At 59.8% G+C, this 22291-nt stretch carries 20 protein-coding genes; 16 read left to right on the top strand and 4 right to left on the bottom strand.

Annotated features, from left to right (window positions below):
* Nucleotides 1-52: 52 nt before the first annotated feature.
* The 10 genes from mscM (at nucleotide 53) to G5195_RS06445 (ending at nucleotide 12469) form a co-directional block, all read left to right on the top strand.
* Nucleotides 53-3334, top strand: coding sequence for a miniconductance mechanosensitive channel MscM (gene mscM / locus G5195_RS06490; protein WP_337072442.1), 3282 nt, complete (start codon nucleotides 53-55; stop codon nucleotides 3332-3334).
* Between the two features lie 24 nt (nucleotides 3335-3358).
* Nucleotides 3359-4036, top strand: coding sequence for a glycerophosphodiester phosphodiesterase (locus tag G5195_RS06485; protein ID WP_337072443.1), 678 nt, complete (start codon nucleotides 3359-3361; stop codon nucleotides 4034-4036).
* Nucleotides 4037-4194: 158 nt separating this feature from the next.
* Nucleotides 4195-6072, top strand: coding sequence for a methyl-accepting chemotaxis protein (locus tag G5195_RS06480; RefSeq protein WP_257691287.1), 1878 nt, complete (start codon nucleotides 4195-4197; stop codon nucleotides 6070-6072).
* Between the two features lie 509 nt (nucleotides 6073-6581).
* Nucleotides 6582-8366 (top strand): fumarate reductase (quinol) flavoprotein subunit, encoded by a 1785-nt coding sequence (frdA, locus tag G5195_RS06475; protein ID WP_047437968.1) that lies wholly within the window; start codon nucleotides 6582-6584, stop codon nucleotides 8364-8366.
* Nucleotides 8359-9093, top strand: coding sequence for a succinate dehydrogenase/fumarate reductase iron-sulfur subunit (locus G5195_RS06470; protein ID WP_005335057.1), 735 nt, complete (start codon nucleotides 8359-8361; stop codon nucleotides 9091-9093). The genes frdA and G5195_RS06470 overlap by 8 nt, the downstream gene beginning before the upstream one ends.
* Before the next feature lie 16 nt (nucleotides 9094-9109).
* Nucleotides 9110-9508 carry a hypothetical protein gene (locus G5195_RS06465; RefSeq protein WP_005335058.1) on the top strand — a complete coding sequence of 133 codons (399 nt, stop codon included), beginning with the start codon at nucleotides 9110-9112 and terminating at the stop codon, nucleotides 9506-9508.
* A gap of 10 nt (nucleotides 9509-9518) precedes the next feature.
* Nucleotides 9519-9875, top strand: a complete 357-nt coding sequence (frdD, locus tag G5195_RS06460; RefSeq protein WP_040066869.1) for a fumarate reductase subunit FrdD — start codon at nucleotides 9519-9521, stop codon at nucleotides 9873-9875.
* A gap of 251 nt (nucleotides 9876-10126) precedes the next feature.
* Entirely contained in the window at nucleotides 10127-10855 is a 729-nt protein-coding gene (locus tag G5195_RS06455; protein WP_005335061.1) for a nucleoside recognition domain-containing protein, read from the top strand.
* Entirely contained in the window at nucleotides 10852-11319 is a 468-nt protein-coding gene (locus G5195_RS06450) for a YjiG family protein (RefSeq protein ID WP_005335063.1), read from the top strand. Before G5195_RS06455 ends, G5195_RS06450 begins: the two co-directional genes overlap by 4 nt.
* Before the next feature lie 25 nt (nucleotides 11320-11344).
* On the top strand, nucleotides 11345-12469 hold the full coding sequence (locus G5195_RS06445; RefSeq protein WP_421221917.1) for a M20 family metallopeptidase: 1125 nt from the start codon (nucleotides 11345-11347) through the stop codon (nucleotides 12467-12469).
* An 89-nt stretch (nucleotides 12470-12558) separates the two neighbouring features.
* On the opposite strand, the gene G5195_RS06440 is transcribed toward G5195_RS06445, so the two are convergent.
* From G5195_RS06440 to G5195_RS06430, 3 genes are all read right to left on the bottom strand, one after another.
* Entirely contained in the window at nucleotides 12559-13308 is a 750-nt protein-coding gene (locus G5195_RS06440) for an amino acid ABC transporter substrate-binding protein (RefSeq protein WP_167573476.1), read from the bottom strand.
* A gap of 91 nt (nucleotides 13309-13399) precedes the next feature.
* Nucleotides 13400-14626 carry a winged helix-turn-helix domain-containing protein gene (locus G5195_RS06435; protein ID WP_421221915.1) on the bottom strand — a complete coding sequence of 409 codons (1227 nt, stop codon included), beginning with the start codon at nucleotides 14624-14626 and terminating at the stop codon, nucleotides 13400-13402.
* 107 nt (nucleotides 14627-14733) lie between these two features.
* Nucleotides 14734-15327, bottom strand: coding sequence for a TetR/AcrR family transcriptional regulator (locus tag G5195_RS06430; RefSeq protein WP_005335070.1), 594 nt, complete (start codon nucleotides 15325-15327; stop codon nucleotides 14734-14736).
* Between the two features lie 107 nt (nucleotides 15328-15434).
* Here G5195_RS06430 and G5195_RS06425 point away from each other — a divergent pair, with 107 nt between their 5' ends.
* Nucleotides 15435-16358: an ABC transporter six-transmembrane domain-containing protein gene (locus tag G5195_RS06425; RefSeq protein ID WP_421221914.1), complete on the top strand. Its 924-nt coding sequence runs from the start codon at nucleotides 15435-15437 to the stop codon at nucleotides 16356-16358.
* Between the two features lie 28 nt (nucleotides 16359-16386).
* The gene (locus G5195_RS06420; protein WP_421221912.1) at nucleotides 16387-17775 is read left to right on the top strand and encodes an NAD(P)/FAD-dependent oxidoreductase; all 1389 of its coding nucleotides are present in this window, start codon (nucleotides 16387-16389) and stop codon (nucleotides 17773-17775) included.
* 31 nt (nucleotides 17776-17806) lie between these two features.
* On the opposite strand, the gene G5195_RS06415 is transcribed toward G5195_RS06420, so the two are convergent.
* A complete protein-coding gene (locus G5195_RS06415; protein ID WP_421235963.1) occupies nucleotides 17807-18454 on the bottom strand; it encodes a class I SAM-dependent methyltransferase in 648 nt (215 codons plus the stop codon).
* A gap of 144 nt (nucleotides 18455-18598) precedes the next feature.
* Between G5195_RS06415 and G5195_RS06410 the strand changes: the two genes are divergently transcribed.
* The 4 genes from G5195_RS06410 to G5195_RS06395 are packed head-to-tail and all read left to right on the top strand — an operon-like array spanning nucleotide 18599 to nucleotide 22290.
* Nucleotides 18599-19273, top strand: a complete 675-nt coding sequence (locus tag G5195_RS06410; protein WP_100645294.1) for a thermostable hemolysin — start codon at nucleotides 18599-18601, stop codon at nucleotides 19271-19273.
* Nucleotides 19270-20736, top strand: coding sequence for an AMP-dependent synthetase/ligase (locus G5195_RS06405; RefSeq protein WP_421235962.1), 1467 nt, complete (start codon nucleotides 19270-19272; stop codon nucleotides 20734-20736). Before G5195_RS06410 ends, G5195_RS06405 begins: the two co-directional genes overlap by 4 nt.
* Nucleotides 20733-21386 carry a TenA family transcriptional regulator gene (locus G5195_RS06400; RefSeq protein ID WP_421235961.1) on the top strand — a complete coding sequence of 218 codons (654 nt, stop codon included), beginning with the start codon at nucleotides 20733-20735 and terminating at the stop codon, nucleotides 21384-21386. The genes G5195_RS06405 and G5195_RS06400 overlap by 4 nt, the downstream gene beginning before the upstream one ends.
* Nucleotides 21387-21420: 34 nt before the next feature.
* On the top strand, nucleotides 21421-22290 hold the full coding sequence (locus G5195_RS06395; RefSeq protein WP_270817691.1) for an SDR family oxidoreductase: 870 nt from the start codon (nucleotides 21421-21423) through the stop codon (nucleotides 22288-22290).
* The last annotated feature ends 1 nt before the right edge of the window (nucleotide 22291 follow it).

Here is a 22291-nt window from a genome sequence, read left to right as displayed (position 1 = left end):
TCCCTGCCCTGTTTTAGGCTAGGGCCACCTCTTCTGAACGGAAACGAGCCTCATGTTGCAACGCCTGCTCACCCTCTTGCTGCTCTCCCTTATCTTGTTGCCGCCAGCCGTGCGCGCCGACGATGCCATTGCCCAGGCCGAATCCCTGTTGCAGAGCGTGCCCAAGAGCGATACCCCGGAAAACCAGAAGCTGCGGGAGAGCTACCAGCAGGCGCTGCAATTTGCCAGAGAGGCCGAGCGTTACCGGGAGCAGAGCAAAGCCTATCAGCAGATCCTTATCGATTACCCCAAGGAGTCGGCACGGCTCAAGGAGAGCCTGCACAACTATCAGCCCGCCGCTCGCCCGCCGCTGGCGAGCCTCAAGGAGGAGGCGCTGCGCCAGGCCATAGGCCTGAGCAGCAACCGCCAGCTCAACCTGCGCAAGGAGCGGCAGGGGGTGATGGATAGCCTCAACCAGCTAGAGAGTACCGGGCAGGAGTATCACCTGCGGGTGGATGATCTGCGCAAACAGCTGCAACTGACCCGCAGCCAGCTGGAGCGACTGAGCTTCAGCAGCGAATCGGATCGCCAGCAGGAGGCACAGCTGCTGCTGACCAGAATGAAAGAGCAGAGCCTCTCCGACCGGATCCAGATGCTGGAGCTGGAGCAGCTCTCTGCCCAGCAGCGCAACGATCTCGGCAAGCTGAAACTGCAACAGCTCAATCTGGCCATCGCCGACGAGGATGAGTGGCAAGCCAGCCTGCTGACCCAGCAGAACCAACTGCGGCGGGAGAAGACCGAGCAGGCGCTGGAGGAGAGCGAACGGCTGCGCAAACAGCTCACCACCGACATGCCGCTGCTTCTGGAGCAACAACAGCAGAATCAGGCGCTCTCCATCCAGCTCGGCACACTGGAAGATCAGATTGAGCGGGTGCAGGATGAGCAGCGCAGCGTCGACAAAAATCTGTTTGAGCTGAATGAGCTGGTCAACTCGGTGCGCGAACAGCTGGAGTGGCTGCAGATCAGTAATGCCTACGGCGAGAACCTGCGCAGCAAACTCTCCGATCTGCCTCCCCAGTTCCCCCTCGACAAGCTGGAGTCCGCCATCGTCAGCGCCCGCATGGCCAAGTACCAGTACGAGAGCGAGCAGGATGGGCTCAAGGATACCCGCCAGTTGCGCGACAAGCTGATGGCCGAAGAGGAGGTGACGCTCGATCGGCCACAGCAAGCGGTGCTCGACAACCTGCTCAAGGCCCGGCGCCAACTGCTGACCCGGCTCAACGACGCCTCAGACACCCTCATTCAGGAGCAGACTCGTCTCAAGCTTCTATACAGCCGCCAGAACAGCAAGATCGACGAGATCCGCGAAATAAGCGCCAGCCACCTGTTCTGGATGCCGGATGTGCGCCCCTTTACCCCACAGGTGATGCTCGGTATTCCTGCCGCGCTGACCCTGGCCTTCAACCCGGACAACTGGTTGCAACTGCCCTATGCCATCGCCGAGAACAGCCCGCTGAGCCTCACGCTAGCCGGTATTGGTCTGCTGGTGCTGGCCTGGAGCTGGTTCAAGCTGGCCCGTCACCTGAGCCTCTATTGCGACCATATTGCGCCGCGGATCGGCAAGGTGACCCAGGACAAATTCAGCCTCACCAGCCGCTTGCTGCTGCGCTCCCTGCTTGCCGCCCTCCCCTTGCCCGCCATGGTGCTGATGGTGCGCGGCCTGCTCGAAGGGGCCTGGCAATACCCGTTTGCGGTGGCGGTAGCACGCGGCCTTGGCGAGATCTGGTTTCTGCTGCTGGCACTGGTGATGGCCCGCCATCTGACGCTGGAGCGGGGGATTTTGATCCACCACTTCCGCTGGCCCCGGGAACAGGTGCAAAAGGTATGGGGGCAGTTTCGCACCCTGCTGCTGGTGCTGATCCCGAGTTTCTTTGTGCAGGGGATGGCCAACAGCTATCAGGAGCACGCCTTCTACGACTCCCTCGGCCGGATGGCCTTCATGATCGGTGCACTCTGGCTGCTGCTGTTCTTTGCCCGCCTCAACCGGGAGCGGCTGCCGCTCACCTGGGGCCAGAGTGACATGACCAAGCCCCATCTGCTGCACCACTTCATCTGGAACAGCCTGATGCTGGCGCCGCTGCTGGCGGTGATCGGCGCCCTGTTTGGCTACTTCTATACCTCGCGCACCCTGCTGCGCCAGCTGGAGCTGAGCCTGCTGATGGGGCTGGGTTGCCTGCTGATCTACTATCTGGCCAGACGCTGGATGCTGATCCAGCGCCGCCGCCTCGCCTTCGAGCGTGCCAAGAGCAAGCGGGCCGAGATCCTGGCCCAGCGCGGCCGGGAAGAGGGGCATGACGAGCTCAGCTCCGAGACCCCAGACGTGGTGGAAGAGACTGAGCTGGATCTCGATACCATCAGCGCCCAGTCGCTGGGACTGGTGCGCACCCTGCTGATGCTGGGCTTCACCATGCTGGTGGTGGTGCAATGGTCGGATCTCAACTCCGCCTTCAGCTTCCTCAGCAATATCGAGGTGTGGCAGGTAAGCAGCAAGATTGGCGGCATCGAGCAGCTCTCGGCCATCACCTTGCAGGATCTGATGCTGACCGCCTTCGTCTTCATTCTGACCGTGGTGACAGCCCGCAACCTACCGGGGCTGATGGAGCTGACCCTGCTGCAACACCTCAGCCTCTCCCCGGGTACCGGCTTTGCCCTCACGACCACCAGCAAGTATCTGGTGATCCTGATCGGCGCCCTCACCGGCTTCTCCATGCTGGGCATCGACTGGTCGAAGACCCAGTGGCTGGTCGCCGCCCTCTCGGTGGGGCTGGGTTTCGGTCTGCAGGAGATCTTCGCCAACTTTGTCTCCGGCCTCATCATCCTGTTTGAGAAGCCGATCCGGCTCGGTGACACCGTCACCATCCGCGATCTCACCGGCACCGTCACCAAGATCAAGACCCGGGCCACCACCATAGTGGATTGGGATCGCAAGGAGATCATCGTGCCCAACAAGGCCTTCATCACCGAACAGTTCATCAACTGGTCGCTCTCCGATGCGATAACCCGGGTCAAACTGCGGATCCGGATCGGCCTGACCCGGGATCCGAAACTGGTGCAGCGCATTCTGGAGGAGTCCATCCAGGCATCGACCCTGGTATTGGAGACGCCGACGCCAGAGGTCTTCCTGATCGAATTCACCGACTCGGCACTGATCTACGAGATCCGCCTCTACGTCAACAACATGGATCACCGGATGCCCATCACTCACGAGGTTCACTCGCTGGTGCTGGAGAAGATGCAGCAGCAGGGACTTACCCTGCCCCATCAACAGATCGATATTCACCTGAGCCGCGGCTGATCCGCGAGGTAAAAGGAGCAGAACATGCAGATTATTGCCCACCGTGGCGCCAGCGGCCTGGCCCCCGAAAACACTCTCAAGGCGATGGCCAAAGCGCTGGAGCTGGGAGCATCAGCCATCGAGATCGACGTGCAGGCGGCCGATGGCGAGTTGTGGGTCTTCCACGACCGGCGGCTGGAGCGCTGCACCAATGGCAAGGGGGTACTGACCGAGCAATCCCGCTCCTATCTGGAGCAGCTTGATGCCGGTGAGGGAGAGGTGATCCCGACCCTGTGGCAGGTGATGGAGATCATCGCCGGACGCTGCGAGCTGCATATCGAGCTCAAGGGCGCCCATACCGCCGATGCGGTGGCAGCCCTGACCCGAAGGGCAGAGGCCGAGCTTGGTTTTACCCCAGAGCAGTGGGTGGTTTCGTCCTTCCATCACCCGGAGCTGGCCCGATTTGCCGCCTTGCGGCCCGATATCCGCCTCGGCGCCCTGACCGCCAATCTGCCACTCAACCTGGCGCTGTTTGCTGATGAGCTGGGGGCCTGGTCACTTAACTGCGACGTGGATTTTGTCGACCGGATACTGGTGGAAGATGCACATCAACGCGGATTAAGGGTTCTAGTTTATACCGTTGATTATCATGAAGATTATGAAAAACTAGCCAGCATGGGGGTCGATGGAATCTTCACCAATCGTCCAGATCGTTTCCTGTAGCCACCTGACAAGGATACACATATGGATAAGCTCTGATTTAGGCACTAACTTTAAATAGCTGATCGGGATACAAAGAGTTCAACTTCAGCCGATAAGAACAGGCACATAACAATAACCAGTTTCCACACACTCAGACTGACGCTCACAAGGATGTAACTATGAACTTATCGATTAAAAACAAGCTGGTCCTGGCTATCGGGGTCATCATTCTGGTGATCACCGGGATACAGGTCTGGTACAACACCTCGCAACTGCGCAGCGAAACCCAGCGGCTGGTCTGGAATATCATCGACGAAAGCTCCATGGCCAACGTCAAGGGGATCTCCCGCTGGGTTGACTCCCGTATCGCCATCGTCAGCACCACCAAGGAGGCTTTCACCAAAGAGGATGAACCCATCAGCCATCTGGCCCAATCCATGAATGCAGGTGGATTCGACCTGGTCTATGCCGGTACTGCCGATGGCAAGATGATCCAGAGCAAGCCCACCAACCTCCCTGCCGGTTATGACCCCCGTCAACGCCCCTGGTACAAGGATGCGATGGCAGCTGGCAAACTGGTCATTACTGCCCCTTATGCGGATATCTCTACCGGACAACTGATTGTCACCATTGCCGAGCCGTTCCAGCGCGGCAACACTCAGGGCGTCATCGCCGGTGACGTATCCATAAGCGCCCTCATCTCGGATATTCTGGCCGTCACCACCGAGGGCACCTACGCCATTTTGGTAGACAGTAATGGCACCATCATCGCCCACCCTGATGCCTCGTTGAGTCTCAAATCTGCCACCGCCCTGGCCCCTGAATTGACTGCTTCCTATATCAACCAGATCGCCCATGACGGCGCAATCAACGAGCTGGTAATCAGTGGCAAGAAAGAGGTATTTGACTTCAACGCAATCCCCAATACCAACTGGTATTACGGCATGATGGTGGATGAGGAGACCGCCTATCAGTCGGTGCGCAGCATGGTCACCTCCTCCCTCATCCAGGGGCTTATCACCATACTTATCGTGGCTGGCTTCTCCTATGTCGCCATCAATGGTTCGCTGGCCCCCCTGAAAACCCTGGGCGAAGCGATTGCCGATCTCTCACGCGGCAACGGTGATCTGACCCGCCGCATCAAGATAGAGCGGGAAGACGAGGTGGGCGCAGTTGCCAAGCACGTCAACACCTTCATCGACCGGATCCATGTGATGGTGCAGGATATCTCCAACTCCTCGACCCAGCTTAATCAGCAGGCCAAATCCTCCCACAGCATGGCGGAGAAGGCGAATCAGGGGCTGGCACGTCAGCAAAACGAAATCTCCCAGATCGCTACTGCAGTACACGAGATGTCGGCCACCGCGGTCGAGGTCGCCAGCAACGCCGAGCAGACCGCCGAAGCGGCCCGCAGCTCCTCCAGCAGTTGCGAGCATGGCAAGCAGGTGATCGCCCGCAACCAGCGCTCCATCACCGATCTGGCCACCCAGGTGGAACAGGCCTCCAACATCATTCAGGAACTGGAGAAAAACGCTCAGGAGATCAACACCATCCTCTCCACCATTCAGGGCATCGCCGAGCAGACCAACCTGCTGGCACTCAACGCCGCCATCGAAGCGGCACGTGCCGGTGAACAGGGCCGCGGCTTTGCGGTGGTAGCCGACGAGGTGCGCGTCCTGTCACAGCGTACCCACAGCTCCACCGTCGAGATCCGCAATATGATCGAAACCCTGCAACGCAATACCCAGGGAGCGGTCAGCACCATGCACGAAGGCCAGCTGCTGGCCCAGAACAGCGTGGATGACGCCAACAACGCCACCCACGCGCTGGAACAGATCACCACCTCGATCAACCAGATCTCCGACATGGCGACCCAGATCTCCAGCGCGGCTGAAGAGCAGCGGGCCGTCACCGACGAGGTAAGCCGCAACATTCAGGCGGTGAAAGATGTCTCGGACGAACTGGCAGTGGATGCAGACAGCTCACGCCATCTCTCTGAACAACTTAAAAATATTTCGGGTGAACTGAGCAATCAGGTCGGTATGTTCCGCATTTGAGGATGAGCAAAAGGGGCCGTACAGGCCCCTTTTATTTTTCTAAATAGCGCTTAATTTTCAGTGAGTAATCTCACATCACCCGCCAAATACCCCGCCTTGAAATCCTTGTGATTCGTCTGGAATTATCAGATCACCGCCGTGGTCACCGCAGCATTTCGGATTACCTATTTCTATCCGAATAGATAAATGCCAATAATTCTCATTAAAAAATCACAATAAAAAACTTAAAATTTTTTTCGCGAGTACCTAAAAAGAGAGGTGATTCGCATTTTATTGAAAGAAAACTACGTACAATCCAGAAGTTAAAGTACTCGTAGCTAGGTGTTCAACTGCTCAGTAACACCAAAAAATGACGATAATAACGACATTTTCATCCAGGGATTTGGGTGTTTTATAGAAAAATAACCAATAAAAAGGGAATAAAACCTAGCAGTTTGACTTGCATCAAGCCTGAATTTTTTTCATAGAGCAAAATCGTGCCCAGCAAATCTATCCCTAAGGAGGCAGATGTGGATATTATCAAGACCGATGTGGCCATCATCGGTGCTGGCGGTACCGGCTTACGCGCCGCTATCGCTATAGCCGAATCACAGCCAGACCTGGACATCGCCCTGATTTCCAAGGTTTACCCGATGCGCAGCCACACGGTTGCTGCCGAAGGCGGCGCCGCCGGTGTCGTCCGTGATGACGACTCCCTCGAAAACCACTTCAACGACACCGTCTCCGGTGGTGACTGGCTGTGCGAGCAGGACGTAGTGGAATACTTCGTCAACAACGCAACCAAAGAGATGATCCAGCTGGAGCACTGGGGTTGCCCCTGGAGCCGCAAGCCGGATGGCAAAGCCAACGTGCGTCCGTTTGGTGGCATGAAGGTTCCCCGTACCTGGTTCGCCGCAGACAAGTCCGGTTTCCATATTCTGCACACCCTGTTCCAGACCTCCGTCAAATACCCGAGCATCAAGCGCTTCGACGAGCATTTCTGTCTTGATCTGATCGTGGACGACGGCCGCGTTCAGGGCGTACTGACCTTCGACATCCAGAACGGTATCACCCGCTTCATCCAGGCCAAATCCGTGATCGTGGCAACCGGCGGTGCTGGCCGTGTCTATCGCTACAACACCAACGGTGGCATCGTCACCGGCGACGGCATGGCACTGGCCTACCGTCACGGCGTACCGCTGCGTGATATGGAGTTTGTCCAGTATCACCCGACCGGTCTGCCGGGCACCGGCATCCTGATGACCGAAGGTTGTCGTGGTGAGGGTGGCGTTCTGCTCAACAAGGATGGCTACCGCTACCTGCAAGACTACGGCTTGGGCCCGGAAACGCCGATCGGCCAGCCGAAGAGCAAATACATGGAACTGGGTCCGCGCGACCGCGTTTCCCAGGCATTCTGGCAAGAGCAGCAGAAAGGCCGCGTCATTCAGGGCCCGATGGGCGATGTGGTTCACCTCGACCTGCGTCACCTTGGCGAGAAGTACCTGAAAGAGCGTCTGCCGTTCATCTGCGAACTGGCCAAAGCCTACGTCAACGTGGATCCGGCCAAAGAGCCTATCCCGGTACGTCCGACCGCCCACTACACCATGGGTGGTATCGAGACTGACAACAAGTGTGCCACCCGTCTGCCCGGCCTCTACGCCGCGGGCGAATGTGCCTCCGTCGGTCTGCACGGTGCCAACCGTCTGGGTTCCAACTCCCTGTCCGAGATCGTGGTGTTCGGCAAGCTGGCTGGTGAACAGGCCGGTGAATTCGCCAAGACCCAGAAGCATGGCAACACCGAAGCGCTGGCCGCCAAGGCCGAGGCGCTCATCAAGCAGCACCTCTCCCTGATGGACATAGATGGTACCGAAAACCCGGCCGATATCCGCAACGAGCTGGGCATGTCCATGGAAGCCGGTGTCGGTATCTACCGTACCGAAGAGCTGATGCAGGGCACCATTGACAAGATCAACGAGCTGAAAGCCCGTTACAAGAAGGTCAAGATCAACGACAAGTCCTCTGTCTTCAACACCGATCTGCTGTACGCCATCGAACTGGGTTACATGCTGGACGTGGCTGAAGCCATGGCGCACTCCGCCATCAATCGTAAAGAGTCCCGCGGTTCCCACCAGCGTCTGGATGGTTACGAAGAGCGCGATGACGTGAACTTCCTCAAGCACACGCTCTCGTTCTACAAAAATGGCGAAACGCCCTCCATCGATTACTCCGATGTGAAGATCACTAAGTCCCAGCCGGCGAAACGCGTATACGGCTCCGAGGGTGAGAAACAAGACGAGGCTAAGAAGAATGGCTGAGATGATTGAAATTGAGATCCTGCGCTACCGTCCGGAACAGGATAACGAGCCCTGGATGCAAACCTTCCAGGTGCCATACCAGAGAGAGATGTCTCTGCTGGACGCCCTGCAGTACATCAAGGATCACCTGGACTCTACCCTGAGCTTCCGCTGGTCCTGCCGGATGGCGATCTGCGGCTCTTGCGGCATGATGGTCAACGGTGTGCCCAAGCTGGGTTGCAAGGCGTTCCTGCGCGACTATCTGCCGGGCAAGATGACCGTCGAGCCGCTCAACAACTTCCCGATCGAGCGCGATCTGGTGGTCGACATGTCCGACTTCATCGAGAAGCTGGAGAGCATCAAGCCGTACATCATCCCGAGCGAGCCGCGCAGCCTGTGTGATGGCGAGTACATCCAGACTCCGGCCCAGATGGCGCAGTATAAGCAGTTCTCCCAGTGCATCAACTGTGGTCTCTGCTACGCGGCCTGCCCGCAGTACGGCATCAACAAGAAGTTCACCGGTCCGGCGGCACTGGCTCTGGCCTATCGCTACAACGTCGACAACCGTGATGCCGGCGCCAAAGAGCGTATGCGCATCATCAGCCAGGACGAAGGCGTCTGGGGCTGTACCTTCGTGGGCTACTGCTCCGAAGTGTGCCCGAAGGGCGTCGATCCGGCGGCGGCCATCCAGCTTGGCAAGGTCGAAAGCGCCAAGGACTACATGATCGCCATGTTCAAGCCAGATTGAGAGCAGGATTGAGACCATGAACAACACTGATAGCAAACGTAAACCTTACGTCCGCGAAATGAAGAAAGACTGGTGGCTGAAGAACGCCTTCTACACCGGTTACATGATCCGTGAAGGCACCAGTATCTTCGTCTCCATCTACGCCGTTGTGCTGATGTGGGGCCTGATGCGCCTGGTTCAGGGTCAGGAAGCGTTCAACGGCTGGCTGGAATCCCTGCAAAGCCCGATCGCCATCCTGTTCCATGTCGTCGCTCTGGCGGCGTGCCTGTTCCATGCCAAAACCTGGTTCGCCCTGGCGCCGAAAGCCATGCGTATCTTCCGTGGTGAAGACCTGGTACCGGAGAAGCCGATCGTTCTCGCCCAGTATGTGGCGCTGGCGGTGGTGTCCCTGCTTGTCCTGATCATCGTGGCCTGAGGAGAAAACAATGAGACGTTCTGACGAACCAATTTACTGGGGTCTGTTTGGTGCGGGTGGCATGGTCGTTGCCATGCTGCTGCCGGTCATTGTCCTCATCACCGGTCTGCTGGTGCCCATGGGCATCATGGACGTGGAAACCATGAGCTATGACCGCGTGCACGCGTTCGCCAGCTCCTGGTGGGGTGCCTGCATCCTGCTGGTGATCATCGCCCTGCCAGTCTGGCACGGTATGCACCGTATCTACCACGGTCTGCACGATCTGGGGATCCACACCACCAAGCTGCACCACTATGTGTTCTATGGCTTTGCCTTCCTGGTATCTGCCATTACCGTCGGCCTGCTGATGGTGCTGGTACTCCAGTAATCACATCTGACTGATTGACCAAACCGGGCCTCGTGCCCGGTTTTTTTTGCCCCGCTATCCCGCCCCTGCTTTTTATTCACTCAAAGAATTCGATAAAAACCAGATTATCGTCCAATCATATGGCGATCACAGTCACATAACCCCAATACATTCGTCATTTGTAGCAAACCATTTTGACCACCATCAATTTAGTGACATCCATATCAATTATAATTATTCAGATTAAATAATTATTCATATGGAGCTAGCTAATGACAGACAAAACACGCTCGGTGAGCATAGGCAGTTACCTGGCACTGGCCTTCGCCGTGGTCTTCTTCTCCGGACTGTTGCAATCCGGCGAGTGGTACGGGGTATTCGATTTCACCACGCTGAACGGTTCGTTCGGTACCATGGTCCAGAGCGTCAGCGAGAATGGTGACGGCATCAAGACCGCCATGACCGACATGCGCGGCAAGGGGGGCAACGGCGCTCGCGATGGCTTTTTGTTTGCCCTGACCCTGATCCCCACCGTGATGTTTGCCCTCGGTATGATCAATGTGCTGGAACACTACGGCGCGCTGGAAGCGGCCCGCAAGTTGCTGACCCCGCTGCTGCGTCCGCTGATGGGGATCCCCGGTAATACCGGTCTGGCGCTGATCGCCTCCCTGCAGAGCACAGATGCCGGTGCCGCCATGACTCGTCAGCTCAAGGATGAAGGGCTCATCACCAAGCGTGAAACCGATGTGTTCACCATGTTCCAGTTCTCCGCTGGTGCCACCATCGTCAACTTCTTCTCCTCCGGCGCCGTGCTGTTCACCCTGACGCTGGCGGATGGCAGCCCGGCGGTCAGCTCCTCCATCGGTCTGGCTGTCATCGTGATGTTCGCCTTCAAATTTGTCGGGGCCAACCTGTTCCGGGTCTACCTCAATATGAGCGAAGGCAAGCAGACCGATAACAACACCCAGCAGACCCTCAACACTCAGGAGCAAGCCAAATGAGCCAGGCCAACATCAAGAAACCCATCGTCACCGATATCTTCGTCGAAGGGGCCAAGAAGGGCTGGGTCATCGCCACCACCTCCACCGTACCCAACGTACTGATGGCCTTCGTCATCATCAAGGCGCTGCAGATCACCGGCGCGCTGGATGCCATGGGCGCCATTTTCTCCCCCGTCATGGCCATCTTCGGGTTGCCCGGTGAGGCGGCAGCCGTGCTGATCGGCGCCTGGATGTCGATGGGCGGTGCAGTCGGTGTGGTCATCACCCTGTTCGATCAGGGGATCCTCAACGGCACTCACATCGCCATTCTGGCGCCAGCCATCTACCTGATGGGCTCCCAGGTGCAGTACATGGGCCGCATCCTCGGCTGCATCGGCACCGAAGGGCGTTACATCCCCATCATGGTCGCCATCTCGGTACTCAACGCCTTCGGCGCCATGCTGGTGATGAACATCCTTCTCTGACCCGAACCTGATAGTGGAGTAAGCAATGACTTTTTCTCTGGATCAATACCTGACCGAACTGGCCCCGCTGATCAATCTGGATTGCGGATCCCTGTACCAGCCGGGCATTGCGGCAGTGGCCGACCTGATGGCCGCCAAATATGAGGTGATGGGCGGCTGGCAGATCAAACGGGTCGACTGCGGCATCGCCGGGGTCGGACTGGAGATCCGCAACCAGCCTGATGCGGCACAGATCGATGTAATGCTGATCGGCCATATGGATACCGTCTTCCCCCTCGGCACCGCCGCCGCCCGCCCGATGAGCATCGATGGTGAGCGCGCTTACGGTCCCGGTGTCTCCGACATGAAATCGGGGCTGCTCAACATCGTCTATGCCCTGCGTGAACTGCCCCGCGAGGTGCGCGATCGCCTGAGCATCTGCGTCTGCATGAACCCGGACGAGGAGATCGGCTCCCTCCACTCCAGTGACTGGCTGGCAGCGGTGGCCAAACAGGCAAAACAGGTGCTGGTGGCCGAAGCGGCCCGCGCCGATGGCTCGCTGGTCAAGGCGCGCAAGGGGATGGCCCGTTATCGCATCGATTTCACTGGCAAGGCGGCTCACGCGGGCAACGAACCGCAGAAGGGGCGTAGCGCCATAACCGAGCTGGGCCACTGGATCCTGGCTATCAACGCCCTGACCAACTTCGAGAACGGCACCACCCTCAACATCGGCATTGTCGAGGGGGGCAACGGCGCCAACATAGTGCCGGCACATGCCAGCGCCGTGGTGGATGTCCGTTTCTGGGACAATCAGGAGTACCACCAGATCAACGATCATCTGCTGACCCTGGCCAAGCGTCCCCATCTGGATGGTGTCACCATCCAGCTGACCCGCGAGGCCCACAAACCGGCCATGGTGCCGTCAGAGGGCACTCAGGCACTGATGCTGCTGGTGGAAGAGTGTGGTGCCGAACTGGGACTGCCGATCAGCTGGCAGGAGGTGGGGGGCGGCTCCGATGCCAACCTGACCGCCGCCCTCGGCATTCCCACTCTGGATGGTCTGGGCCCCATCGGTGCCGGTTTCCACAGTGACGAGGAGTATCTGGATCTGGCCAGCATTGCCCCGCGCATCGAGCTGCTGGTGAAGGTACTGACCCGTCTGGCAGACTGACAAGCTCTCACGTAAAAAAGGGCCAGCCGGTTTGCACCGGCTGGCCCTCTGTTTATCTGCTCCCCCTAAATGACAGCAACCCTTCGCTATTACTCCATCGGTGGCAAGAAACGGCGCATCACCTCGTCGGCATGCCCCTCTTCCTGAAATGCCACCAGCGACTGATTGAGGATATTCACCAGCTGGTGGCCGCGGGAGGAACCCTTGCTCACCAGCAGATAGAACCCCTTGCGGCTGGGCAGGGCGAGATTGAGCAAACCGCTCTCGCTGCGGTAGATGCCAAGGCTAATGCCTGCCACCAGAGGTTCGATTTCGCTCGGCAGAAAGTCGCAACGATCCCGCTCCAGCATATCGAGCGCCTGCTGCAACTGTTTGACCCGGCGTGGCTCCTGCGCAAGCCCGTAGGGGGTGTAGTTGTAGCCAATCACCCCGCACACCCGGGAGCGATTGACCGTCTGCAGATCCGGCGGTTCGGGGTAGCGGCGCTTGAGATAGAAAAAACCGAGGTGGGTGTAGTAGAGGGGAACGCTGTAGAAGGCAAACTCGGCCCGCTCCGGCTTGTAGCTGGCATCCCAGGTCAGCTCGCACAGACCATTCTGGCGATAATCCGCCAGCTCCTGCTGCACCCGTGCCCAGGGCAGATAGCGGATCTGGTGCGAGAGCCCGCTCTGTTGCAGGGCATCGAGCACCAGCGTCGTCGCAGAACCGGTCAGGCGGCTGGTATCGGGCACCCCGTCCTTGCGCTCCCAGTAGGTAAAGGGGGCCCACTCGTTGCCCTCCCCCAGGCAAATCTTCACTGGCGGCTCTTGCCCCCATAACGCAGGGGACAAGATGGCCATCGCCAATCCCGCCCACCATGTTCCTGCTCGTTTCATCTCCCGCTCCCGAACTGTTTATCCCTCTTGCAGCTTAGCCCAGAAGGGATAGATCTCACTTTGCGGGGGCGCTTTCATGCCACAACGCCAGCAAATTGGCCGGAATGGCACCATAACGGAGCTGCGGTGTCTGGTGCCAGTCAGCCAGCTTTTGCAGGGCTTTCGCCAGATCCTGTGCAAGCTTGCGGGTCACTCTCACCCCGGCTTCCAGATAGAGGCTCTTGATCTCGAAGATCCCCTGCTGACGATGAGCCTTGGCATCCATTCTGCCCACCAGCTTGCCGCGATGGAGCAAGGGCAGCACGAAGTAGCCGTATTGGCGCTTGGGGGCAGGGGTGTAGCACTCGATGCGATAGTCGAAGTTGAACAGATCCTTGGCCCGTTTGCGATCCCACACCAGCGGATCGAACGGCGACAAGACGGTGGTATGGGTTGCCTTGAGACGGCCCTCCTTGGCTTGCACCAGCTCATCGGCCAGCGAGGCGTGCACAAAAGCGCCGTGCTGCCACCCCTCCACCCGTACCGGCAGCAGCTCACCCTCGTCCGCCAGCTGATGGAGCAGGGCGTCGTATTTGCCGCGCCGCAGCCGGTAGTAGTCCGCCACCCAGCCAGTTTTTACCAGCCCCAGCGCCCGGCAGCTGGCGCGCACCATATCCCGCTGCGCCTGCTCGACGCTTGGCAGGTCCCGCTGGTCGCTCCACTCTGGGATGACCCGTTCGGCCAGGTCATAGACCCGCTGAAAATTGCGCCGCTCCCGCACCATCAGCTGACCGCTGGTAAACAATACCTCCAGATGGCGCTTCTCCGGTTTCCAGTCCCACCAGCCATTCCCCTTGCCGGTTGTGCGTTCAAAGTCAGCCGCCCGCACCGGGCCATGGTGGTGAATGCACTCGATAAGCAGGCCAATCTCCTGCTGATGGGTGGCAAGCCAGTTGGCTGAAAACTTCCAGCCCATGGCGGTGGGGTCGAGCATTCGGTGGCGCAGCAGCCGGTAATCCTCGCGGGGCACAAAGCAGGCCTCGTGGGCCCAATATTCGAAGATCTCGCCGTCAGCCAACAGCTGCTCCAGCCAACGCGGTTCATACTGGCCAAGCCGGCTAAAGAGCACCAGATAGGGGCTGCGGGCCACCACCGAAATAGTATCGATCTGCAGCAGCGCCATGCGGCGGATGGTGGCCAGCAGATCGGCCGGGGTCGCCTTGCTGCGACGGGGGGCAAGCAGCCCCTGCGCCGCCAGTTGCAGATGACGGGCATCTTGCAGTGACAAATGGGTAATCGACATCAACAACCGCTCCCTGGTATCTGGCTATCGCGCGCCCGGCTGATAGCCAACAAAACAGGGGGAGGCACCACGCTGGCATGCCTCCCCACCTTTTTTTGCCTGCGCTGCTATGAGTGGGCCGGGGGCAAGACCAGCTGATTCACCACCAGCATGATCTCTTGATAAGTGGCCTCGACCGTCTCGGGGGTCGGCTCCAGAATAAGGTCATCGGCATAGCCGTTGATGAGCGAGGTGATCTGGCGCGCCAGTCGCCGGGCATCGCCCGCCACAAACTCGCCGCTGTCGATCCCCTTTTGCAGGATCTGCTCCAGCACCTCGCGCCACGCCAGAATGATTTTGCGGTAGCTCTCGGCAAACACAGGGTCGCGCAGTGACTCGTTCCAGGCATCCAGATAGATGGCCCAGGAGGCATCCTGACTGGTCGGCAGGTTGTCCCGCACAAAGAGCGGCAACGCTTCGCGGGCTGGCAGCGGCAACAGCCACTCCCGCTGCTCGGCGATCTCCTGATAGGTGAAACGCTCCACGGCGCAGAGGCAGAGCTCCTTCCAATCCTTGAAGTAGTGGTAGACGTGACTGCGCGCCAGACCGGTGCGCTCGGCAATATCACGGGTTGACGATGCCGCCATTCCCTTCTCTCGAAACAGGGCCAGTACGGCCTCGATGATCATCTCTTTGCGCTGTTCTGCTGATGGGCGTGCCATCTGACCTCCTGCGATATCAATCGATCTGCTTGACTTTGAGCAGTCGCTCAAACAAACTTTGAGCACTCGCTCAAACTTAGCGTTTCCGACATCTTAGGAGATAACCCATGACAACACCAACCACTTCGGCAGCCAGTTGCGACGAGCAGGCCACGCCGTTGCCACACTCGGCCGGTCGTTCGCTGGGGGCGATTGCGCGGGCCAATCCCCTCAAGCTGGCGGGCACCTTCTCGCTGGTGGCCCTCGAAAACATCCTGCTGGTGGTCTATCCCCTGTTCGCCGGCTTTGCCATCGACGCCATCGTCAAGGGCCAGTGGCTGCAGGCCTCGAGCTACGCCCTCATCGTGCTGCTGTTCTGGCTCATCGGCGCCCTGCGCCGGGCGGTCGATACCCGCACCTTCACCCATATCTACGCAGCGCTGGCGGTGCCGGTGATCCTGACACAACGCCAGCAGCAGGAGGGGCAATCCACCATAGTGGCGCGGGTCACCCTGGCGCGGGAGTTTGTCGACTTCTTCGAGAAACATATCCCGATCCTGGCCACCAGCCTGATCTCCATTGTCGGGGCGGCCGTGATGCTGATGGTGATCGAGTTCTGGGTCGGCATCGCCTGCATGGGGGTATTGCTGCTGTTCGGCCTGCTGCTGCCCGGCTTTTCGCGCAAGAACCAGCTGCTGCATGAGCGCCTCAACGATCGACTGGAACACGAGGTCAAGCTGGTCACCCATGCCCAGTCAGCCAACCTCGCCCGTCACTACCGCGCGCTGGCCTGGCTGCGCATCAGGATTTCGGATCGGGAGGCACTCGCTTTTCTGGCGGTCGGCATCAGCGCTTCCCTGCTGTTCCTGCTGGCCATCACCATGCTGATGGCCCAGCTCCAGGTCTCGGCAGGCCATGTCTATGCTGTGATGACCTACCTCTGGAACTTTGTCACCAGCCTGGATGAGGGGCCCGGTCTTGCCGATCAGCTGGCCCGGCTGAGAGACATAGGTCGCCGGGTCAATACCGCCCAACCCGATGAAATGATTTGACATTTTGTATCTGTAACCGGAGTAGAAAATGAATCCGACCACCCTTTGCCAACAAGCGTTGACCATGTGCATCAGCGGTTTTTTCCTCGCCGCCTGCGGCCCCAAGATGAGCGACTTTGAGCCCAACACCAGCTACTGGTTCAAGGAGAAACCGACAGAGGAGAGTGCCCCGCTGTCGCAAGACCTGAAGGTGGATATCGCCATCATAGGTGGCGGCTACAGCGGCCTCTCCAGCGCCTGGCATCTGGCCAAGGCCAATCCGTCGCTCAAGATCGCCATCTTCGAAGCCAAACAGGTGGGCAGCGGCGCCTCGGGCCGCAACGGCGGCATGGTGTTGCCGGGCTCCGAGGTGATGGACCTCTACGAAGAGGGGGAAGCGAGCAAGCGCCACTACGATCTCACCGTCGCCAGCATGCGCAAGCTGCAGGCGCTGGTCACCTCAACCGGCGTCGAGGCCGACCTCAAGCTCGATGGCTATGTGGAGGCGATCCTCGATGAGGAGGATATCCCCGAGTACCGCGACTATGTGAAAACCGCCAATCGCCTCGGCATCCCGCTCCAGTACTGGAACGCCGATACCACAGAGGAAAAACTCGGCACCGATCGCTACGTGGGGGCGGTCTATGACCCCAATGGCGGTCAGGTACACGCCATGAAACTGGTCAATGCCCTGCGCAAGGCGGTGGAGCAGGCGGGCGTTACCATCTACGAACAGAGCCCGGTAATGGGGATCAAGGAGGGCAAGCAGATCGAGCTAAATGTGGCCGACAAGTACAAGGTGACCGCCGACAGCATAGTGCTGGCGACCAACGGCTATACCTCAAAACTTGGCTACTTCAGCGGCCGGGTCTTTCCGGTGCACGCCCAGAGCGCAGTCACCGAGCCGCTTACCAAAAAACAGCTGGCCGCCATCCAGTGGCAGAGTCGGGTGCCCTACTACGACACCCGCAACATCCTGTTCCATCTGGTATTGACCCCGGATAACCGCATCGTCATCGGTGGCGGCAATGCCGAGTACGTCTTCAACGACGGCCTCAACTACAAGGGCGACCTCAATCGGGTCAGCGAGATGATGATGAGCGAGCTGGTGACCCTCTATCCGGCCCTCAGGGGGATCAAGTTTGAGCAGGTGTGGGACGGGGTGCTCGGCATGACCGGCGACAGCACCGAAGCGGTGGGGGTAATGGGGGATCACAACAACATCTACTACGCCCTCGGCTACAACGGCCACGGCATCAACCTCTCCTTCCTGTTTGGCGACATCGTGGCCAGCCTCTATCAAGGCAAGGATCACCCCTGGTTCAACCACGCCGAGCAGAGTCTGCCGATGTGGCTGCCGCCAGAGCCGTTCAAGTCAATCGGCGTCAAGTCAGCCCTGATGTACTACCAGTGGCAGGACAAGGGCTACAAGGAGTAACCGAGAGCCGAGTGACAGACGAAGGCACGCCTCAGGGCGTGCCTTTCTGCAATACAGCCACATCGGCGTGGGGGAAGCTGAGCTCGGCCTGCCAGCTGGCGGCCAGCACCTGAAACGATGCCTCGGCAAAGAAGACAATGTGGGTCGGGTCGTGGCGATAGCGCCAGTTTTTAAACCGCTCGTCACCGAGCACCCGCTGGGTCTGCAGCACCAGCAGGCCGCCGGGCTTGAGGCAATCCCACAACTGCGCCAGCACCGTGCGCGGCTCGGCAATGTGCTCTATCACCTCGGTACTGGTGATGAAGTCGTACTGGCGCGCCAACAACTCTGGAAAATCGGCGTAGAACTTGTCATACCCCGCCATCTGGTAACCCGCCTCGCGCCCCATCGCCACCAGCGCAGGGCCGGGACCGCAGCCAAAATCGAGACCACTGGCAGGTAGCGGCACCCGCGCCAGCACTTCGCCAAAAGCCCGCATCAGAAAGCTGCGATAACGGGGATCATCAACCTGGTTGTCGTGACCGTCATAGACCGCCTTCTCCGCCGCCTCATCCAGATGATCCTCCTCATCCAGCCAGACCAGCTCGCACGCGAGGCAGCGATGATAGCGTTTGCCCGCCACCGGCAGGGGATAACTGCGATGGCTGGCACACAGGGGGCAGCTGACGGTGGATGACATGGCGGTTCCTCTTGGGGGCTTCCTATTGGATAACAGCGGCGCAGATTGCCTGCCCGCTGCCTCGCTGACAACTTTTTTTGCTCCTTAAGGGTTTCTTAAGTTTGCCCTTTTACTCTCAAACCATCGCAAGAGAAGGAGTCACCCATGACCATCGAGATCCAGGCCCCCTACCGATTGCTGCTAGCCAAGTCCCCGCAGCAGGTCATGGCGCTGCAAACCTATATCCAGGCCGCCTACACCCTCGAGTTCAACGCCCGCATCCCCCATTTTCTCCCCTGTCTGCTGGGGCTATATCGGGCGGACGGGACGCTGGTCGGTGCCTGTGGTCTCAATCATGCCAGTGAAGGGCCTCTCTATCTGGAACAGTATCTGGAGCAACCCATCGAGGCCGCCATCAATACCCGCCTCGGGGTCTATCCGGCACGCAACCGCATTATCGAAGTGGGCAATCTGGCCTGCAGCGAACCGGGCAATGCCCGCCTGATGTTCGCGGCACTGTGTCGTCTGCTGTGTGAAAACGCCCTCGACTACGTGGTCTTTACCGGCACGGCCAAGCTGCGCAACAGCTTTGCCCGGCTGCAACTCAATCCGGTGGAGCTGGCCCCCGCCCAGGCCCATCAGGTGGGAGCCGACGCCGATGCCTGGGGTGAGTACTACCGTTGCCAACCCAAGGTGATGGTGGGCGACATCAATCAGGGGCGCGAGGTGCTCGCCCAGCGCAGCCTGCTGCTCAATCTGCTGGCCCCCATGCCTACCCTGTTTGACGATGCCGGCAAGAGCAGTGATAACCAGCCCCATCAAAAAAGGTGCGCCCAATGAGCCTGTTCGACGCCATCGCCAAACATGCCCACGAGCATCCGCAATCCCCTGCGCTGCTGAGCAGCCTGCAGCGTCTCGATTACCAGACCCTGTGGCAACAGATCCAGCGTCTGGCCAGCCAGCTGCAACAGCTCGACATCAGCCGTCTGGCGCTGCAACTGGACAACGGCCTGCCCTGGGCGCTGCTGGATCTCGCCTGCACCCGCGCCGGTATCGTGGTCATTCCGGTGCCTCACTTCTTCAGTCAGGCCCAGCAGGCCTGGTTGCTGGAGAGCAGCGGCGCCGATGCGCTGGTCGGCCCATATCATCAGGGGTGGCATGCCGCCGAACCGATCTCGCTGATCACCGGCGAGCTACCGCTCTGGCGCCATACCCCGGCCAATCGACCGGCGCTGTCCAAGGGCACCGCCAAGATCACCTACACCTCCGGTACCACGGGCCAGCCCAAGGGCGTCTGCCTGTCACTGACCCAGATGATGGCGGTGAGCCATGCGCTGGCCGAGCGAGTCGCGCCAGCCAAGGTGGAAAAACACCTGACCCTGCTGCCGCTGGCCACCCTGCTTGAGAACATCACCGGCCTCTATGTGCCGCTGCTGACCGGCGCCTGCAGCCGCATTCCGTCCCTCGGGGAGCTCGGTTTCACCGGATCCAGTTCGCTCAATCCTGCCATGCTGGGGGAAGCCCTGCTGCGCTGGCCGACCCACAGTCTGGTGCTGGTACCCGAACTGCTGCGCCTGCTGCTGGCGCTCTGCACCAGCACACCGACGCTGGCCCAGCAGCTCAAGAGCCTGCGCTTTATTGCCGTCGGTGGCGGCAAGGTGGCCCCCGACCTGATCAAACATGCCCGTCAGCTCGGCCTGCCGGTGTATGAGGGATATGGCCTCTCGGAGTGTGGCTCCGTGGTGGCGCTCAACAGCCCGGATGCTGACAAGCTCGGCAGCGTCGGCCGCCCCCTGCCCCACTGTCAGGTCACCATCGCCAGCGACGGCGAAATTATGGTGAGCGGCAGTGCCATGCTGGGTTATCTCGGCAGCAACGAACCGACTCCCGAACAGATCGCCACCGGCGATCTGGGCCATCTCGATGAAGAAGGCTACCTCCATATCACCGGACGCAAGAAGAATGTCCAGATCACCGCCTTTGGCCGCAACTTCTCCCCAGAGTGGGTGGAGGCCGAAGCACAGCTTTGCCCCGCCATCGCCCGCATCGTGGTCTTTGGCGATGGTCAACCCGCCAACGTGGCGCTGATCCAGCCCCTGCCGGGCAAAGAGGCGGATCTGCCACGCCAGATCGCAGGTCTGAACCAGCGGCTGCCCGATTATGCCCGGCTGCACCACTGGTTGCCGGTGGCACTCGACCAGCATCCCGGCCTGCTGACCGCCAACGGGCGCCCCCGTCGCAACGAGATTTACCAACACTTTTCCCGGCAAATCAGCCAATGCCTTACAGGAGAATCGTCATGAGCTTCTACCAGACTCTGCAACAAGCCACTGCCAGTGAGCGTGAGCATCTGTTCAACGCCCCCATCATCGAAGCCTGCCGCCGTGGCGATATCAGCCGTGACACCTATCTCGCCTTTCTGGCGCAGGCTTACTACCACGTGCGCCACACAGTTCCACTCCTCATGGCAACCGGCGGCAAGCTGGGTCAGGAGTACGAGTGGGTGCGTGGCGCCATTGCCGAGTACATCGACGAGGAGTATGGCCATCAGGAGTGGATCCTCAACGACATCCACGCCTGTGGCGGCGATGCCGAGGCGGTGCGCCACGGCCAGCCCGGGCTGCCCATCGAGCTGATGGTCGCCTTCCTCTACGACCAGATCCAGCGCGGCAACCCCATGGGCTTCTTCGGCATGGTGCAGGTACTGGAAGGCACCAGCGTCGCCATCGCCCTCACCGTCGCCGACCAGCTGAAAAAGGGCCTCGGCCTGCCACCCCAGGCGATGAGCTACCTGAGTTCCCACGGCGCTCTGGATCAGGAGCACCTCAAGTTCTTTGAATCCCTGATGGATCGGGTCGAGAGTCCGGCGGATCAGGCCGCCATCATCCACGGGGCCAAGGTGGTTTATCGCCTCTATGGCGAGATGCTCTATAACCTCACCGCCACACCGTAAGTCGGCAGCAGACAGCAAAAAGGGAATCCATACCATGAACCTTGAAGGGAAACTCGTGCTGCTCACCGGCGCCAGCGGTGGCATAGGTGAAGAGCTGGCGCAGGAGCTGGCCGCCCAGGGGGCACACCTGCTGCTGCACGGTCGTCGCGGCCCGGCACTGGAGCGACTGTGCAAGTCACTGCCTCATCCCGAGCGCCATCAGGTGGTGCTCGCCGACCTCGGCTCTGCGCAGGAGCGGGCCAAGCTGTTGCAACACCCTGCGCTGGAGGACGGGATCGACATCCTGATCAACAACGCTGGCTGCAACCAGTTTGCCTGGCTGGAAGATCAGAGCTTCGAGCAGGTAGAGCGCCAGCTGCTGCTCAATATCGAGGCGCCCATCCAGCTCACCCGTGCCCTGCTGCCAACCATGCGCAAGCCGGGGATCATCATGAACATGGGCTCGAGCCTGGGCAGCATCGGCTACCCCGGTTACAGCGTCTACTGCGCCAGCAAATTTGCCCTGCGCGGCTTTAGCGAAGCGCTGGGACGGGAGCTGGAGGGGAGCGGCATCAAGGTGCTGCATTTTGCCCCCCGCGCCACCCGCACCAAGCTCAACTCCGAGGCCGCTTACGAGATGAATGCGGCGCTCGGCACTCAGACCGACAGCCCGCAGGAGGTGGCCGAAGAGGCGGTCATCGCCCTGTGCAACGAAACCCGCCGCAGCTGGCTCGGCTGGCCGGAAAAACTGTTCGTGCGGCTCAATGCCCTGCTGCCCGGCATCGTCGACAAGGCGCTGGCCAGACAGCTGCCGATCATCAAACGTTATGCCCGTCATCTTCAGCCAGGGACGACTGATGCCGGCGCCAACAGTGCGCCACAACCAGACTTGTCCCGCCCGATCCCGACCAAGAAGGAGCATTAAT

It is taken from the genome of Aeromonas sp. 601039 (assembly GCF_049174415.1).
GTDB classification, from domain to species: domain Bacteria; phylum Pseudomonadota; class Gammaproteobacteria; order Enterobacterales; family Aeromonadaceae; genus Aeromonas; species Aeromonas veronii_A.
The sequence above is the reverse complement of the archived record's forward strand: the minus strand, read 5'-3'. Positions and strand labels throughout refer to the sequence as shown.

Coding starts and splice junctions, on each gene's coding strand:
- mscM (WP_337072442.1), top strand. CDS start 53: ATGTTGCAACGCCTGCTCACCCTCTTGCTGCTCTCCCTTATCTTGTTG.
- G5195_RS06485 (WP_337072443.1), top strand. CDS start 3,359: ATGCAGATTATTGCCCACCGTGGCGCCAGCGGCCTGGCCCCCGAAAAC.
- G5195_RS06480 (WP_257691287.1), top strand. CDS start 4,195: ATGAACTTATCGATTAAAAACAAGCTGGTCCTGGCTATCGGGGTCATC.
- G5195_RS06470 (WP_005335057.1), top strand. CDS start 8,359: ATGGCTGAGATGATTGAAATTGAGATCCTGCGCTACCGTCCGGAACAG.
- G5195_RS06465 (WP_005335058.1), top strand. CDS start 9,110: ATGAACAACACTGATAGCAAACGTAAACCTTACGTCCGCGAAATGAAG.
- frdD (WP_040066869.1), top strand. CDS start 9,519: ATGAGACGTTCTGACGAACCAATTTACTGGGGTCTGTTTGGTGCGGGT.
- G5195_RS06455 (WP_005335061.1), top strand. CDS start 10,127: ATGACAGACAAAACACGCTCGGTGAGCATAGGCAGTTACCTGGCACTG.
- G5195_RS06450 (WP_005335063.1), top strand. CDS start 10,852: ATGAGCCAGGCCAACATCAAGAAACCCATCGTCACCGATATCTTCGTC.
- G5195_RS06445 (WP_421221917.1), top strand. CDS start 11,345: ATGACTTTTTCTCTGGATCAATACCTGACCGAACTGGCCCCGCTGATC.
- G5195_RS06440 (WP_167573476.1), bottom strand. CDS start 13,308: ATGGCCATCTTGTCCCCTGCGTTATGGGGGCAAGAGCCGCCAGTGAAG.
- G5195_RS06435 (WP_421221915.1), bottom strand. CDS start 14,626: ATGTCGATTACCCATTTGTCACTGCAAGATGCCCGTCATCTGCAACTG.
- G5195_RS06430 (WP_005335070.1), bottom strand. CDS start 15,327: ATGGCACGCCCATCAGCAGAACAGCGCAAAGAGATGATCATCGAGGCC.
- G5195_RS06425 (WP_421221914.1), top strand. CDS start 15,435: ATGACAACACCAACCACTTCGGCAGCCAGTTGCGACGAGCAGGCCACG.
- G5195_RS06420 (WP_421221912.1), top strand. CDS start 16,387: ATGAATCCGACCACCCTTTGCCAACAAGCGTTGACCATGTGCATCAGC.
- G5195_RS06415 (WP_421235963.1), bottom strand. CDS start 18,454: ATGTCATCCACCGTCAGCTGCCCCCTGTGTGCCAGCCATCGCAGTTAT.
- G5195_RS06410 (WP_100645294.1), top strand. CDS start 18,599: ATGACCATCGAGATCCAGGCCCCCTACCGATTGCTGCTAGCCAAGTCC.
- G5195_RS06405 (WP_421235962.1), top strand. CDS start 19,270: ATGAGCCTGTTCGACGCCATCGCCAAACATGCCCACGAGCATCCGCAA.
- G5195_RS06400 (WP_421235961.1), top strand. CDS start 20,733: ATGAGCTTCTACCAGACTCTGCAACAAGCCACTGCCAGTGAGCGTGAG.
- G5195_RS06395 (WP_270817691.1), top strand. CDS start 21,421: ATGAACCTTGAAGGGAAACTCGTGCTGCTCACCGGCGCCAGCGGTGGC.